A 15961-nucleotide genomic window follows, 5' to 3' on the forward strand; every position below is an offset into this window, starting at 1 on the left:
TCAACTTGATGAGAATATGTACCGATATCCTATTGTGAAAGCGATATCGGTACTGTTATCCATGTTTCGTGCGTTCTCTACGGCTAAAAACTCAAGCGCGGAGTTTTCCATTAGATATCGATAGCCTAATACCAGTTCATTAGAGGCATCAGCAAACTCTGCGGGTCCCTCTGTTGAGCCTTGATACCAATGGTATTCGAACATCAGGTGGTGGTTCTCTTCCAACGCATAACGGTACCCAGCTGCAACGGCAATCGTACTATGCCGATAGGGTAGATCCAGCAAGGCGCGATCATCTGAGCGAAAAGTCATGCCAACCATCGAGTAAAATGCATGGGCGTCACTCAAATAACTGTAATTTATTTGGAAGCCTTGCTCGAAATTACTGCCTTGAAAAGTCCCGTGAGCAACATCATTAAAATATAAGCTGCCACCAATAGATAGGCCGTGATGTTCATTCTGAAACACTTGATATTGCAAATAAGTAGATAAGTTGTTGGCAAGCGTTTGTCCTTCGAAATCATCTTCTAGCACATCATATTGCGGCATTGAAATGTAAAAACGATCTCTGTCTACTTTGTCTCGGCCATTCTGTCCGATACCGAAAAGGTTATGGAAGCTTTTAGTCAGTCCATCTAAATGGTTATCAGCGGCAAAAACCCACCGATAATTGAGTTCCCATTGCCAACTGCTATTGATTTGCCACTTGCTGCCAATTTCGATTTGGTTGTGGTAATAATCCAGTGCGTATTCATCAGTATGAGCCCAAACACTGGCCACGGTTCCTGAGCCATAGGTTTCGACAAAATCAGAGGGAAGGCTATGCCCTGAGCGCAGTATATTGGTATGGCTAACCACTTGCATCGGAGATTGTGCGTAAGAACGTAGCGGCCCATACAGGTCATTTGATGCCATGGCTGGTACACAGCATATCGAAGTGCTTAGAAGCCCCATAAAGCGAGATTTGAAATAGATCATGATGAACACCTACATGCAAACTACTCAATAAAACAACTATATACCTAAATTGCACTTTGAGGTGGAACTAGGTGTGCTGGGTCTTGTGTTAGTTAATAGGTATTAGGAACTATTATACCAGTTGTGTATTCAAGTTCTATTGGGAGGGGGAACTCCGTTTACAAATGATGTGAGCCCTTAAGAATAATCATCAGATTGTCGTGACGGGGCCTGAGGTTAAGTTCTTATGATAAAACAAAATCGCGCTTTGCAATCTAAATGTGAGCTAGGTACAATCCCATTTTCGATAACGGTCCGGTATTCGTGTTACCGAGAGGCCTTTATTGATTCTCAACTATTTTCAACAAATAGCTTCTAATTTGAATAACATGTGTTGCTTGGTGTGCAACACCACTGTAAAGGACATAGCATGCCTATTATTACTCTTCCTGACGGCAGTCAGCGTCAATTTGACAACCCAGTTTCTACTATGGAAGTTGCGCAATCGATCGGTCCTGGTCTTGCAAAAGCAACGATCGCTGGTCGTGTAAACGGTAACCGCGTTGATGCGTGTGACCTAATTGAAGAAGACGCAAGCCTTGAAATCATCACCGTAAAAGATGAAGTAGACGGTTTAGAAATCGTTCGTCACTCTTGTGCTCACCTTCTTGGTCACGCTCTTAAGCAGCTTTACCCACAAGCTAAAATGGCGATTGGTCCAACCATCGACAACGGCTTCTACTACGATATCGACCTAGATGAGTCTCTAACGCAAGAAGATCTTGAAAAGATTGAAAAGCGTATGAAAGAGCTAGCGAAAACCAAGTACGAAGTTGTTAAGAAAAAAGTAAGCTGGCAGGAAGCGCGTGATACGTTTGAATCACGTGGCGAACCATACAAAGTGGAAATCCTAGACGAAAACGTATCTCGTGATGATCGTCCAGGCCTTTACCACCATGAAGAATACATCGACATGTGTCGTGGTCCTCACGTTCCTAACATGAGCTTCTGTCAACACTTCACTCTATTGAATGTGGCAGGTGCTTACTGGCGTGGTAACAGCGACAATAAAATGCTTCAACGTATCTACGGTACGGCTTTCCACGATAAGAAAGCACTGAAAGCGCATCTAACTCGCCTAGAAGAAGCGGCGAAGCGTGACCACCGTAAGATTGGTAAGCAACTAGACCTATTCCACATGCAGCAAGAAGCACCGGGTATGGTGTTCTGGCATCACAATGGTTGGTCTATCTTCCGTGATCTAGAAGTATTCATCCGCGCTAAGCTAGATGAGTACGGTTACCAAGAAGTAAAAGGTCCGCTAATGATGGACCGTGTTCTTTGGGAACGCTCTGGCCACTGGGATAAATACGCTGATGCAATGTTCACAACTTCTTCTGAGAACCGTGAATATGCGATTAAGCCAATGAACTGTCCAGGTCACGTACAGATCTTCAACCAAGGTCTAAAATCGTACCGTGATCTACCATTACGTATGGCAGAGTTCGGCTCATGTCACCGTAACGAACCATCTGGTGCACTACACGGCATTATGCGTGTACGTGGCTTTACTCAGGATGATGCTCACATTTTCTGTACTGAGAGCCAAATCCAAGAAGAAGTAACAAACTGCATCAAGATGGTGTACGATACGTACCAAACATTTGGTTTTGACAACATCGTAGTGAAACTGTCTACTCGTCCAGAGAAACGTGTAGGTTCAGATGAAATCTGGGATCAATCTGAAGAAGCATTGAAGCAGTCTCTTGAATCGATGGATATCCCATACGAAATTCAAGAAGGTGAGGGTGCGTTCTACGGTCCTAAGATTGAATTCACACTATACGATTGTCTAGACCGCGCTTGGCAGTGTGGTACTGTCCAGCTAGACTTCAACCTACCAGGTCGCCTAGGCGCTACTTATGTAGGTGAAAATAACGAACGTCTTGTACCGGTAATGATTCACCGTGCGATTCTAGGTTCACTAGAGCGCTTCATTGGTATCCTTATCGAAGAATATGCTGGTTTCTTCCCAACTTGGTTGGCGCCAGAACAAGCAGTTCTTATGAACATTACTGATAAACAGTCAGGTTATGTTCAAGAAATAGTACAAAAACTACAAAAAAGTGGAATTAGAGCTAAAGCGGACTTGAGAAATGAGAAGATTGGCTTTAAAATCCGCGAACATACTTTGAAGCGTGTACCGTATATGCTTGTTGTTGGTGACCAAGAAATGGAAGCTGGCGAAATTGCAGTACGTACTCGTAAAGGTAAAGATCTTGGTAAATTTAAAGTGGATGATTTTATTGCATACATCCAAGACGAGATCTCTAGCCGTAAGCTCAATCTGGAGGAATAAGCTATTAAAGGCGGAAGACGTGGCCAACAGCCGGTAAAACAAAACCCGCACCGTATCAACGGTGAAATTCGTGGTATTCGTGAAGTTCGACTAACAGGCGCTGACGGTGAATCAGTTGGTGTTGTATCGATTCAAGAAGCCATTGCAGCTGCTGAAGAAGCTGGTATGGATCTCGTTGAGATCAGTCCTAACGCCGAGCCACCTGTTTGTCGTGTGATGGACTATGGTAAGTTCCTCTTCGAGAAGAGCAAAACTGCTAAAGAGCAGAAGAAGAAGCAAAAGCAGGTCCAGATCAAGGAAGTAAAATTCCGTCCTGGAACTGATATTGGAGACTATCAGGTAAAACTACGCAACCTGACGCGTTTCCTTGAAGAAGGCAACAAAGTGAAGGTAACAATTCGCTTCCGTGGCCGAGAGATGGCACACCAAGACATCGGTGTTGACGTTCTAAATCGTCTTAAGGAAGATACTGCAGAACTTGCTGTAGTTGAATCTTTCCCTAAGAAGATTGAAGGTCGCCAGATGATCATGGTGCTAGCCCCTAAAAAGAAGTAATTAACGGCTCATCAAGTAATTAAAACCTAGTCGCTTTCCTTTCGATAAAGGCATAACGGCTGGGTTTTGTTCGCCCTAATTACGTTGTTTATTAAACCTACTCAATGCGGAGTTATTCATCATGCCTAAGATGAAAACCAACAAAGGTGCTGCTAAGCGTTTTAAGAAAACTGCTGGTGGTATTAAGTACAAGCACGCTACAAAACGTCACATCCTGACTAAGCGTACTACTAAGAACAAGCGTCAACTACGTCCGAATGCAATCCTTCCAAAATGTGAAGTGGCTGCAGTAATCCGTATGTTGCCATACGCTTAATTCTTTTTAGTTATCAATCGTTTAGTTTAGGAGAAGCATAATGCCTCGCGTAAAACGTGGTGTACAAGCTCGTGCACGTCATAAGAAAGTTCTAAAACAAGCTAAAGGTTACTACGGTGCGCGTTCACGTGTTTACCGCGTAGCTTTCCAAGCAGTTACTAAAGCTGGTCAATACGCTTACCGTGACCGTCGCGCTAAGAAACGTCAATTCCGTCAACTATGGATTGCACGTATCAATGCGGCATCTCGTCAAAATGGTCTATCTTACAGCCGTTTCATCAACGGTCTTAAGAAAGCATCTATCGAGATCGACCGTAAGATCCTTGCGGACATCGCAGTATTCGACAAAGCTGCATTTGCAGTTCTAGTTGAAAAAGCGAAAGCTGCTCTTTAATTAGCAGTTTAGGATTAAGAGAAGGAGAGCATTAGCTCTCCTTTTTTATTGCTAAAATATATACCCAAATGACTTTTAGCTTGGCTATTTAGAGTATTGTTTATCAGTCTTCTCAACTTATTGGTTAGCATCTTATGTTAGTTATAAGGTAGCTTGGGTATAAATTTTTACGTTTATAAGGGATTAAAAATGATCTACACAACGACCGAAAGCATTCCAGGCAAGCAGATCTCTGAAATCAGAGGGGTTGTAACTGGTAATGTTGTTCAATCAAAGCATATTGGCCGTGACCTCATGGCGGGTATCAAAAGCATTGTTGGCGGCGAAATTCGCGGTTACACGGAAATGATGACCGACGCGCGTGATATAGCTATACAGCGCATGGTAGCAGACGCTGAATCTAAAGGTGCAGATGCGATTGTAGGGATTCGATTTACCACGAGCTCAATCGTAGATGGTTCTTCGGAAATTTTGGCATTTGGTACTGCGGTGAAACTTGCGGACTAATATACGAGGAAAAGCGTTGCTAGGGATGGTGAATTTTTATTCATTTGTCGTTTTTTCTTTTTAGGTTAATTATTCTAGATTTTCGCAGAGCGAATAGGCTTATATTCTTAACTTTACGTTACTATTAAAATTAATCCTAATAATTTAGAGTAATTGCTTCACTTTTGTTTTGTGTATCATTTTATATTCATAATGAAATTGAATTCATATTTAATTTTCCATTTATCGTGTGAATTTTGATTTCGATATATTAATTCATGTTTTTCTTATAAAAATATGAACTTATACCTTGCCAAGCGGTTCTAAATTGTTACAAATACTATACAGCTGTAACATTGCCAAAAGGAATTGTAGATGAGAGATCTGACTCCCGAATACTTGCTAGCCGCATTACGCCAAGCGATTAAAACAAAAGGGCTAACATATCGAGAGCTATCTGAGAAAATGGGCATGCCGCTGTCCACTTTTAAGAGACACTTAACAAGCACAAATCTCGCTTTGGATAAACTGCTTGAATATTGTAGAGCTGTTGATTGCACGTTAGATGAACTACAAAAGCTTGCGAATCAATTACAAGGCGAAGACGAGGATTACTTTAGCCGTACGCAAGATGAAGTCTTTTTTCAATTTCCCCATCTTTACGATTTTTATCGTGAATTGAGAATGCTGCGAGGCAAAGATGGATATTCCATTTTAAAGAAAAAGTATGATTTGTCTGAGCAGAGCATGTCTGATTACCTAAAAGCTTTGGAGTTATTGGATCTTGTTTACGTTGATGAAGATAAAAATATAACGTTGCACGGGCCGTTATATTACAGCTATGCAGAAAACTCCAAGCTCAATGATAAATATACGGAAATCATAAAAGAACAGACAACAACCCACGATAAATGCGTTCGTGTGGCTTTGGCACGCATGAAAATTACCGAAGAGCAGCTTTTGCAATTGGAAGATCAAGTCGCAAAAACGGTTATCGATTTTCATTCCCAAAATGTTGTGGCAGAGAACTTCAACGTCTCTGATTTTACTAATATTGTTCTACTTGCAGGGCCACATCAACCAGTCACATTCTCTGATGGAATTATCGAGACAGAAGGGCGATTTATTGACGATATTCGTTATGCCATCGCATCTGCAGGTGATAAACCAAGCCTCTCGATTTAGAAATTCAGTCTTTTACTTAAAGAGAATCGCTTTTCTCATTATGTTATTGAGTTTTGCAGCTCTAATATTGAAAGGAAGCAGTAAAAGAAAAGCCCAAGACAGAGCACACTTTGTAAATAGAGCATCTATCAGTTACTGTTTTGAATCCAAACTTTAAGTGTTTTGGGCTTTTTTGAATAACATCATTTCAATATCACTCGTTGTCCAATTTTTAAGGTTCTGATTTTTGGGGTTATGTCCCCGCACTCCACTCTAGCCTTTCCTTACAATCAAATCATTCTCGCTGAACCAAGCATCTTGATGTTACTTGGTTATATATAATTAAAGCTTATTTTTCGGTTGGCTATAAATTCATACTTGCAATGTTTGTTTTTTGATCTATTATGACGAAGTGTCATTTGTGACGGTTCGTCAAATTTAGTGGCGTTCCTGTATTCAAGAATCGTGTTACAATTATTGGGAGTGTGTTGGTATACGGATCAAAGGATTATGTTTAACTTTCGCTGTAAAAAAGATAGCAAGCAAGACGGATGTCGTACGTCTTCAGGGCTAACTAAAAAACAACAGGCGATTGCTGATCGTGAAATAGAGCTTATTCAATTGGCTAAGTCTCTGGTTCAAGAGCAAGGCTTTGCCAACTTAACGATGGACAAGCTCACAGCGGCAAGCCCTTACTCGAAGGGAACGATCTACAATCATTTTTGCAGCAAAGAAGATGTGATTCTTGCGCTTTGTATTCACTCGCTGAGAAGCGAGGCAATATTTTTCGAACGTACCGCTAAGTTCAATGGCAATACCAGAGAAAAAATCATTGCTATGCATGTAGGTTATCGTATTTACGCTCGTATGGAGCCTGTACTATCAACCTGTGCGATTGTTGCAAAGACGCCTTGGGTCCTAGAGAAAGCTTCGCCTAAGCGTGTGAATGAATTGAACAACTTAGAAGAACAAGTAATAGATGGTGCTGATGCGTTGGTGAATAATGCGGTGGAATGTGGAGACCTTAAGTTCTCTCCCGCAATTGGTTCTGATGCCATCGTATTTGCTAACTGGTCTATTGCCTTCGGTTCAAACGCTCTAGCGCAAAATGCATCGAACAGTCGATGTATTCAGCGAATTCAAGATCCATTCTCAGTACTGCATAACGCGAATATGTTACTTGATGGTTTAGGGTGGTCACCTTTATCGACAGAGTGGGATTACCGTAAAACGTGGCGTCGAGTGGAACAGGAATTGTTCAGCGAAGAGCTTGCTTATTTAGAGTCTGTGAATCGCTAATCGTTATAGAGGCCATCTAATATTTTAGTTGGCTTTTTTATTACACCATTGTGACGAATCGTCAAAAAATTAGAAATTGGTACTCAAGTTACCGATCTCGAGAAGTATAGGAAGTTACTCAAAAACTAACTTATATAACCAAATAAATTCGATCTGATTTTTATATGTTGAAGTTATCTGGTTATCACAGCATTCGCTGTTTTTTTTAGTTTTTAAATTTGACGAAACGTCACAAAAGGAGAGTGTGATGCCACATCACAACGTTCAACAACAAGCCCGAATTGGCTGGGTCAAGCTACCAACGAATTACAGTGTGTTGGTTGTGCTTGCTACCGTTTTATTGATTGTTATAGCAACTATTGGAGGAAAAAATCTTTACTTTAGAGGGGATTACGACATCTTTTTTGATGGAACAAATGAGCAGTTACTTGCGTTTGATGAAATTCAGACTACCTTTGCAAAATCTGACAGTCTTGCTTTGGTCATAGCGCCAAAAAATGGCACTGTTTTTACTCCGAACACCTTATCTCTTATTCAGCAGATCACTGACGAGGCGTGGCAAGTCCCATACTCCACCCGTGTTGATTCCCTTGCTAACTACCAGCATACCGAAGCGTTTGAAGATGATCTTCTTGTCGAAGATTTACTGTATAGCGAATATGAATTGACGCCTCAGCGAATCGAGAAAGTCAAAAGTATTGCGTTGAGTGAGCCGGTTTTGAAAAGTTCACTGATTTCCGAAAAAGGGGATGTCACGGTCGTGAATATTACGGTCCAACTCCCTGAGGTCGATAAAACCGCTGAAGTACAAGAAGTGGTTGCCTACATAAACGGAATGATTGAGCGTTATCAGCAAGTGTACCCGGATACTGATTTCCACAAAGCCGGTATTATTGCAATGAACTACGCGTTTATGACCGCAGCTCAAGATGACAGCGCGACGCTAGTGCCGACCATGCTACTAGTGATATTGGTTTTCCTGACTCTCATGTTGCGCTCATTGCTTAGCGTCATCGCGACACTCATCGTTATTATCGGCTCAGTTATGGTGACAATGGGCTTATCAGGATGGGCTGGTATGTTCTTAAGCACGGCGACAGTTAATGTGCCTACCTTGGTGATGACGCTTGCCGTCGCCGACTGTGTACACATCATAGCGACGATGCGTCAGTCAATGCAAAACGGCTTTAGTAAAGCCCATTCTATTGAACGAAGTATTGCGCTCAATTTCATGCCCATCCTGATTACCTCCATTACCACCGCGATCGGCTTTTTAATGATGAATATGTCGGATTCTCCAATCCTGAGAGATTTCGGCAACCTATCAGCCCTTGGCGTCATGATTGCTTGTTTCCTTTCCATCACATTACTTCCGGCGTTACTTCATATCCTTCCTGTTAGGGTGAAGTCAGACACTGCTGATGAAAGAAAGCACTTTATGGATCACTTAGGGGATTTCGTGGTGTCAAAGCGACATGCGTTATTGCCGTTGTCGGTGCTTGTCATTGTCGCGAGTGCGAGTTTGATTCCGCTGAACAAAGTCAACGATGAATCCGTCGAATATTTTGGTCATAGCAATGAATTTCGTCGAGCGGCTGATTTTATGGAAGAGCGAATCAGTGGCATGGCGAACATCAGTATCGCGATAAAAACTAACGAATCGCAAGGTATTGCGGATCCTAATTTTCTCAATACCGTGGGTAAATTTACTGACTGGCTAAGGTTGCAGCCAGAAACGGACCATGTTGCGACCTTGAGCGATGTTTATAAGCGTCTAAACAAGAACATGCATGGAGATGATCAGGCTTATTACTCGCTCCCTCAAGACAGAGAATTAGCGGCTCAATATCTGCTGCTTTATGAAATGTCACTACCGTATGGCTTAGATTTGAACAACCAAATCAATGTTGATAAGTCGTCAATCAAGATGGTTCTCACTGTGGAGAACTTGGGCAGCGTCGAGCTTGTTGATTTGGAAAATCGTATTTACCAATGGTTTAACGAAAACGCGCCTCAGTATGATGTTGTTGCTTCTAGTCCATCACTGATGTTTGCGCATATTGGCGAAACGAATATGGCTAGCATGCTGTCAACCTTGCCTATCACTCTGGTCTTAATTTCGGCATTACTGATCTTTGCCTTACGCTCGTTCAAGCTCGGTTTAATCAGCCTGGTCCCGAATATCGCCCCTGCGCTTATTGGTTTTGGTATTTGGGCGCTGGTTTCTGGTGAAATTAATTTGGGGTTGTCTGTTGTTGTGACGTTGACGCTTGGCGTTGTGGTTGATGATGCCGTTCATTTTCTCTCTAAATACCAACACGCTCGTAAAGATGGCCATAGCGCGGAACAAGCGGTTCGTTACGCTTTTCGCACCGTGGGGCGCGCGCTTTGGATTACGACTGTCGTGCTTGTTGCTGGTTTCTCCGTTCTGGCGATGTCGAGCTTCCGCTTAAATGCCGATATGGGGCAGTTGAGTGCCATTGTTATCTTCATTGCTCTTGTTGTGGATTTCATCTTTCTACCGACTCTACTGATGTTGTTTGACAAAGGCGTCTACGACGAGGTGGACCGCCGAAACAAGCTTAAATCAACTGACTCTCAAACCACGGCTGTTATTCAGTCATAACGAATCAAAGGATTGAACATGAATTTACTAAAAAATGCCTTAAAAGTATCTGCACTTTCTGTCTCGCTTTTTATGAGTCATGCGGTGTTAGCGGATGAAGCGAAAGGATTAGAAATTGCTCAAGAGCGCAAAGCCCGTGATGAAGGGTGGGGGGATTCTGTTGCTACTATGAAAATGATTCTGCGGAACGCACAAGGAGAAAGCAGCACACGTTTAATACGCCTTCAATCACTCGAAGTTGAGGACGATGGTGACAAAGGACTCACAATATTTGATGAACCAAGAGATGTGAAAGGCACCGCGTTTCTCAACCACTCTCATACAGTGGGTGCCGATGACCAGTGGCTTTACCTTCCAGCACTGAAGCGTGTGAAACGTATTTCCTCGCGTAACAAATCAGGCCCTTTTATGGGCAGTGAATTTGCGTATGAGGATCTCAGTTCTTTTGAGATCGAAAAATATCGTTTCAATTATTTAAAAGATGACACCATAAATGGGCAAGATGTTTTCGTTATAGAGCAAATCCCGACCGACAAAAATTCAGGTTATACCAAGCAAACGGTGTGGTTAGATAAAGCGCATTACCGCCCACTGAAAGTTGAGTTTTACGATCGCAAAGGGTCGTTGTTAAAAACGCTTTCTTTCTCAGATTACAAGCAGTACCTCAACCAATATTGGCGAGCGCACACCATGGCGATGACAAATCATCAAACAGGAAAAAGCACTGAGCTAACAACAAGTGAAATGCGCTTTAACACTGGGCTCGAAGACAATGATTTTCATAAGAATGTGTTAAAGCGAGTGAGGTAGTGGAGGAGAAATGAACCGATCAAATGTTGGGTTGTTGCTTAGCGCAGCAACCTCTTTTTACTCGATGCCTCTTGCCGCCGTTGAGCTTGCTGGACAAGTCAATATTGAGCATCGTCAGTTTTTTGAAACTGGCTCTCAGGGCCAGAGCAAAGCGCAAACGTCATTGGTTTTGCAGCCAGAATTTTACTGGGAGATGCAAAATGGTGATGCGAGCTTTACCCTCACACCTTTCTATCGTTTGGATAGTCTAGACGATGAGCGAAGTCACGGAGACATAAGAGAGGCGCTTTATCTGACGTACTGGGATGATTATGAGCTTCGAGTTGGGATTAGTAAGGTTTTTTGGGGAGTGACGGAATCCGCCCATTTGGTTGATGTAGTAAACCAGACAGACGCCATTGAAGCCGTCGATGGTGAAGATAAGCTCGGTCAGCCGATGTTGCATTTTACCTCATTCAAAGATTGGGGCACCGTCCATGCAATGTTATTACCTTACTTTAGGGAGCGAACGTTTGCGGGTACTGACGGGCGCTTGCGAACCGAACCTGTTGTCTCAGATGATGCTATCTACGAATCAAGCAGAGAAGAAAAGCAGGTAGATGTGGCTTTTCGATATTCGAAAATGCTTGGCGATTGGGACGTAGGCCTGAGCTATTTATATGGAACAAACCGGGATCCTTACTTTCGTTTTGAGTACGGGGAATTAAAGCCTTACTACGCTCTGATGAGTCATATCGGTCTCGATGTACAAGGAATCGTTGGCGATTGGTTATGGAAACTGGAAAGTGTTTATCGAGATAGTGCTGATAATCATGTCGGTCTTGTGACGGGTTTTGAGTATACCTTCGTCGGTGCATTTGACACGGTTTGGGATGTGGGGGTTATTGGTGAGTACCTCTATGACAGTCGTGGGAATAACGCACAAACTATCGGTCAAAATGATGTGTTTGCAGGCATTCGTTGGGCGCTCAACGACGAGGACGGAACGGAATTATTGACGGGAATCACAAAGGATTTAGATAACGCCGATGTTTACAATGCCAAGTTAGAAGCCTCGAGCCGAATATCGAATAACTTTAAGTGGCAAATTGATGCTTGGTTGTTCAAAAATGAAACGCCAAACGATTTGCTCTATTTCGCCCGAGATGACGATTTTATCGAGCTATCTATTCAATACTATTTCTAAAACAAAAGGGCACAACTTAACGTCAGATTAATGAAAGATGACATTTTTGACGTTTTTGTGCTCTTTTTATTCAATAACCTCTTCTTTTCGTAATTCAATTTGGCATTGGTGCCCGGTTTGGCTACTATGTACAGCTATCAAAAAACCAATCACTCCCTTATGGACACTACCAACAGGTAGATGAGGAAACGATGCAACATCTAGAAGAGATCATTGCTAGCGCGAGCACTGCAATTGAAGCTGCCGAATCGCTAGTCGCACTTGATGAAGTGCGTGTTCAGTATCTGGGTAAAAAAGGTGAGCTAACTGCTCAACTTCAAAGCCTAGGTAAACTACCACCAGAAGAACGCCGTGAAGCTGGTCAAGAAATCAACAAAGCGAAAGGCGTCGTTCAGCAAGCTATCGCAGCTCGTAAAGACGCACTACAACGTGCAGAGCTTGAAGCGAAACTAGCAGCAGAAACAATCGACGTAACACTACCAGGTCGTCGTATTGAGAACGGTGGTTTACACCCAGTAACTCGTACTGTAGAGCGTATTGAGAAGTTCTTTGGCGAACTTGGTTTCAACACCGAAGCTGGCCCAGAGATCGAAGATGCATTCCACAACTTTGATGCGCTAAATATTGCCGCTGATCACCCAGCGCGTACTGACCACGATACTTTCTTCTTCAATCCAGATTTGATGCTTCGTACTCATACGTCAGGCGTACAGATCCGTACGATGGAAAATGGTAAACCACCATTCCGTTTCATCGCTCCGGGCCGTGTATACCGTAACGACTACGACCAAACTCATACCCCAATGTTCCACCAAGTGGAAGGTATGCTGGTTGATGAGAACGTAAACTTCGCACAGTTGAAAGGCATCCTGCACGATTTCCTATGTAACTTCTTCGAAGAAGAAGTAGAAGTACGTTTCCGTCCATCTTACTTCCCATTCACTGAACCTTCAGCTGAAGTAGACGTGAAAGGCAGAAACGGTAAATGGTTAGAAGTACTAGGCTGCGGTATGGTTCACCCGAACGTACTACGTAGTGTAGGCATCGATCCTGAAAAATACTCTGGTTTCGCATTCGGTATGGGTGTTGAGCGTCTAACGATGCTTCGTTACGGCGTGAACGATCTACGTGCGTTCTTCGAAAACGATCTTCGTTTCCTAAAACAGTTCAAGTAATCCAGAGGGTTCATCAACATGAAATTCAGCGAATCATGGCTTCGTGAGTGGGTAAACCCAGCGGTTACTACTGACGAACTCACTCATCAAATTACAATGGCCGGCCTAGAGGTAGACGACGTTCTTCCTGTAGCGGGTTCTTTCACTGGCGTTAAAGTGGGTCACGTTGTTGAATGTGGTCAACACCCAGACGCAGACAAACTTCGCGTTACTAAAGTTGACGTGGGTGAAGAAGAGCTTCTAGACATCGTTTGTGGTGCACCTAACTGTCGCCAAGGTCTGAAAGTAGCGGTAGCAACAGTTGGTGCTGTTCTTCCAGGCGATTTCAAAATCAAAAAAGCGAAACTACGTGGCCAGCCATCTCACGGCATGCTTTGTTCGTTCACTGAACTAGGCATTGATGTTGAGTCAGACGGCATCATGGAACTAGCAGAAGACGCAGTAATCGGTACTGATTTCCGTGAATTCCTAGGTCTAGATGACGTAACGGTAGACGTAGATCTAACAGCAAACCGCGCTGACTGTTTCAGCATTCGTGGTCTAGCTCGTGAAGTTGGCGTACTAAACCGTGCTGACGTGACTGAGCCATCAGTAGAAGCAGTTGCCCCTTCAATCGACGATAAAGTGTCTATTGAAGTGAAAGCTCCTGCTGCGTGTCCTCGTTACCTAGGTCGTGTTGTTAAGAACGTAAACGTTCAAGCTGAAACGCCACTATGGATGCAAGAGAAACTGCGTCGTTGTGGTATTCGCTCTATCGACCCTGTTGTAGACATCACTAACTACGTGCTTCTAGAGCAAGGTCAACCAATGCACGCATTCGATCTAGCGAAGATCGAAGGTGGCATCGTAGTTCGTATGGCTGAGCAAGGTGAGAAGCTAACACTTCTTGACGGCAGCGAAGCAGAACTAAACGCAGATACATTAGTTGTTGCTGACCACAACAAAGCACTTGCAATCGCAGGTATCTTTGGTGGTGAAGAGTCTGGTGTAACAACTGAGACTAAAGACGTTCTACTAGAGTGTGCATTCTTTGCACCTGACCACATCCGTGGTCGCGCTCGTAGCTACGGTCTTCACACTGATTCTTCAATGCGTTTCGAGCGTGGTGTGGATTACGCACTGCAAGTGAGCGCAATGGAGCGTGCAACTCAGCTTCTTGTTGAAATTTGTGGCGGTGAAGTAGCACCTGTTGTTGCAGTAGAGTCTGAAGCAGACCTACCTAAGCCAAACAAAGTTGCTCTACGTCGTACGAAGCTAGACAACCTACTAGGTCACCACATTGCTGATGCTGACGTAGTAGAAATCCTAGAGCGCCTAGGTTTGACTGTTGAAGCTTCAGAAGAAGGTTGGGTGGCAGTAGCGCCAACATGGCGTTTCGATATCGCTATCGAGCAAGACCTGATTGAAGAAGTTGGCCGTATCTACGGTTACGACAACATTCCTAACCAACACCCAGCTGCAGCACTTAAGATGCACAACCACGTTGAAGCGGATCTTCCACTGAAACGCGTTCGTGATCTTCTTGTTGACCGTGGTTACCACGAAGCAATTACATACAGCTTCGTTGAGCCTGAGCAACAAAAGCTAGTTGTACCTGGTGTTGAGCCTCTAGTGCTTCCAAACCCAATTTCAGCAGACATGTCAGCAATGCGTCTTGGTCTTATCCAAGGGCTGCTGAACACGGTTGTTCACAACCAGAAACGTCAACAGCCACGTGTTCGTCTATTCGAATACGGCCTACGTTTCATCCCATGTGAATCTGCAGAAAACGGCATGCGCCAAGAGCCTATGCTTGCAGGTGTTATTGCTGGTACTCGTGGTGAAGAGCACTGGGATATCGAAACTAACACCGTTGATTTCTTCGACCTTAAGGGCGATCTAGAAGCGATTCTAGAGCTATCTGCGAACGAAAAAGCGTACTCTTTCGCTGCACTGTCACCTGAAAGCAAAAAAGCTAACCCAGCACTTCACCCAGGTCAATCTGCGGCAATCATCGTAGATGGTAAAGAAGTGGGTGTGATCGGTACCGTTCACCCTGAGCTTGAGCGTAAGTTCGGTCTAAACGGTCGTACTATCGTATTCGAAATCGAATGGTCTGCAATCAACAGTAAAGTGATTCCAGAAGCGGTTCAGCTTTCTAAATTCCCATCAAACCGTCGTGACATCGCAGTAGTTGTGGACGAAGCGGTAGCATCTGGTGACATCGTTAATGCTTGTTTAGAGCAAGGTGGCGAGTTCCTTAAAGATGCGAAACTGTTCGACGTGTACGTAGGTAAAGGCGTTGAAGACGGTAAGAAGAGCTTAGCAATCGCTCTGACTCTACAATCAGTTGAGCGTACGCTTGAAGATGCAGACATCGCAGGTGCGGTAGACGCTATCGTGGCTCACGTTTCTGAGAAGTTTGGTGCTGCTCTACGTGACTAATCTCGCGTAACGTATCGTCTTAAGAAATGAAAACCCTGCCAGTTTGGCAGGGTTTTTTATTTTTAGGATTACCTTATCGTTGTTCAAGTTCCATACTGCTGGCATCACCCCTCATTACTTTAAAATACTAGACCAAACTAGGGATAACCCTTACCCGATATTAGGAACGTATTGTTTTTCAGCTAATACACGCTAACGCTAGCTTATTGG

General features: G+C 43.6%; 13 protein-coding genes. 12 read left to right on the forward strand and 1 reads right to left on the reverse strand.

The window, feature by feature from the left end; translation table 11 throughout:
• The gene (locus tag P4S59_RS06610; protein ID WP_337168119.1) at nt 1-978 is read right to left on the reverse strand and encodes a DUF3187 family protein; all 978 of its coding nucleotides are present in this window, start codon (nt 976-978) and stop codon (nt 1-3) included.
• A 409-nt stretch (nt 979-1387) separates the two neighbouring features.
• Between P4S59_RS06610 and thrS the strand changes: the two genes are divergently transcribed.
• The 12 genes from thrS to pheT all read left to right on the forward strand — a co-directional run bounded on the left by thrS (nt 1388) and on the right by pheT (nt 15751).
• A complete protein-coding gene (thrS, locus tag P4S59_RS06615; protein WP_005395892.1) occupies nt 1388-3316 on the forward strand; it encodes a threonine--tRNA ligase in 1929 nt (642 codons plus the stop codon).
• Between the two features lie 3 nt (nt 3317-3319).
• Nucleotides 3320-3871, forward strand: a complete 552-nt coding sequence (infC, locus tag P4S59_RS06620) for a translation initiation factor IF-3 (protein ID WP_074191168.1) — start codon at nt 3320-3322, stop codon at nt 3869-3871.
• Between the two features lie 121 nt (nt 3872-3992).
• A complete protein-coding gene (rpmI, locus tag P4S59_RS06625; RefSeq protein WP_005377932.1) occupies nt 3993-4187 on the forward strand; it encodes a 50S ribosomal protein L35 in 195 nt (64 codons plus the stop codon).
• Between the two features lie 40 nt (nt 4188-4227).
• Entirely contained in the window at nt 4228-4581 is a 354-nt protein-coding gene (gene rplT / locus P4S59_RS06630) for a 50S ribosomal protein L20 (RefSeq protein ID WP_004727974.1), read from the forward strand.
• A 189-nt stretch (nt 4582-4770) separates the two neighbouring features.
• Nucleotides 4771-5088 carry a heavy metal-binding domain-containing protein gene (locus P4S59_RS06635; RefSeq protein WP_005377919.1) on the forward strand — a complete coding sequence of 106 codons (318 nt, stop codon included), beginning with the start codon at nt 4771-4773 and terminating at the stop codon, nt 5086-5088.
• A gap of 354 nt (nt 5089-5442) precedes the next feature.
• Complete coding sequence (locus tag P4S59_RS06640) at nt 5443-6252, forward strand: helix-turn-helix domain-containing protein (protein ID WP_046874836.1); 810 nt, start codon at nt 5443-5445, stop codon at nt 6250-6252.
• Between the two features lie 489 nt (nt 6253-6741).
• Nucleotides 6742-7530, forward strand: a complete 789-nt coding sequence (locus P4S59_RS06645) for a TetR/AcrR family transcriptional regulator (RefSeq protein WP_005395898.1) — start codon at nt 6742-6744, stop codon at nt 7528-7530.
• A gap of 247 nt (nt 7531-7777) precedes the next feature.
• Nucleotides 7778-10156 carry an efflux RND transporter permease subunit gene (locus tag P4S59_RS06650; protein ID WP_104969329.1) on the forward strand — a complete coding sequence of 793 codons (2379 nt, stop codon included), beginning with the start codon at nt 7778-7780 and terminating at the stop codon, nt 10154-10156.
• Between the two features lie 18 nt (nt 10157-10174).
• The gene (locus P4S59_RS06655) at nt 10175-10966 is read left to right on the forward strand and encodes an outer membrane lipoprotein-sorting protein (protein ID WP_337168120.1); all 792 of its coding nucleotides are present in this window, start codon (nt 10175-10177) and stop codon (nt 10964-10966) included.
• A 10-nt stretch (nt 10967-10976) separates the two neighbouring features.
• Entirely contained in the window at nt 10977-12152 is a 1176-nt protein-coding gene (locus P4S59_RS06660) for a hypothetical protein (RefSeq protein WP_317342882.1), read from the forward strand.
• Nucleotides 12153-12343: 191 nt separating this feature from the next.
• Nucleotides 12344-13327 (forward strand): phenylalanine--tRNA ligase subunit alpha, encoded by a 984-nt coding sequence (gene pheS, locus P4S59_RS06665; protein ID WP_337168121.1) that lies wholly within the window; start codon nt 12344-12346, stop codon nt 13325-13327.
• Nucleotides 13328-13345: 18 nt separating this feature from the next.
• Nucleotides 13346-15751, forward strand: coding sequence for a phenylalanine--tRNA ligase subunit beta (gene pheT, locus P4S59_RS06670; protein WP_257897352.1), 2406 nt, complete (start codon nt 13346-13348; stop codon nt 15749-15751).
• The last annotated feature ends 210 nt before the right edge of the window (nt 15752-15961 follow it).

The sequence above is a fragment of the Vibrio sp. M60_M70 genome (assembly GCF_037162085.1).
GTDB lineage: Bacteria > Pseudomonadota > Gammaproteobacteria > Enterobacterales > Vibrionaceae > Vibrio > Vibrio diabolicus.

Bases quoted from the DNA above. Each gene is read 5' to 3' on its own strand.
- thrS (WP_005395892.1), top strand. From the start codon at position 1,388: ATGCCTATTATTACTCTTCCTGACGGCAGTCAGCGTCAATTTGACAAC.
- P4S59_RS06650 (WP_104969329.1), top strand. From the start codon at position 7,778: ATGCCACATCACAACGTTCAACAACAAGCCCGAATTGGCTGGGTCAAG.
- pheS (WP_337168121.1), top strand. From the start codon at position 12,344: ATGCAACATCTAGAAGAGATCATTGCTAGCGCGAGCACTGCAATTGAA.
- P4S59_RS06645 (WP_005395898.1), top strand. From the start codon at position 6,742: ATGTTTAACTTTCGCTGTAAAAAAGATAGCAAGCAAGACGGATGTCGT.
- P4S59_RS06640 (WP_046874836.1), top strand. From the start codon at position 5,443: ATGAGAGATCTGACTCCCGAATACTTGCTAGCCGCATTACGCCAAGCG.
- rplT (WP_004727974.1), top strand. From the start codon at position 4,228: ATGCCTCGCGTAAAACGTGGTGTACAAGCTCGTGCACGTCATAAGAAA.
- rpmI (WP_005377932.1), top strand. From the start codon at position 3,993: ATGCCTAAGATGAAAACCAACAAAGGTGCTGCTAAGCGTTTTAAGAAA.
- pheT (WP_257897352.1), top strand. From the start codon at position 13,346: ATGAAATTCAGCGAATCATGGCTTCGTGAGTGGGTAAACCCAGCGGTT.
- P4S59_RS06655 (WP_337168120.1), top strand. From the start codon at position 10,175: ATGAATTTACTAAAAAATGCCTTAAAAGTATCTGCACTTTCTGTCTCG.
- P4S59_RS06610 (WP_337168119.1), bottom strand. From the start codon at position 978: ATGATCTATTTCAAATCTCGCTTTATGGGGCTTCTAAGCACTTCGATA.
- P4S59_RS06660 (WP_317342882.1), top strand. From the start codon at position 10,977: ATGAACCGATCAAATGTTGGGTTGTTGCTTAGCGCAGCAACCTCTTTT.
- P4S59_RS06635 (WP_005377919.1), top strand. From the start codon at position 4,771: ATGATCTACACAACGACCGAAAGCATTCCAGGCAAGCAGATCTCTGAA.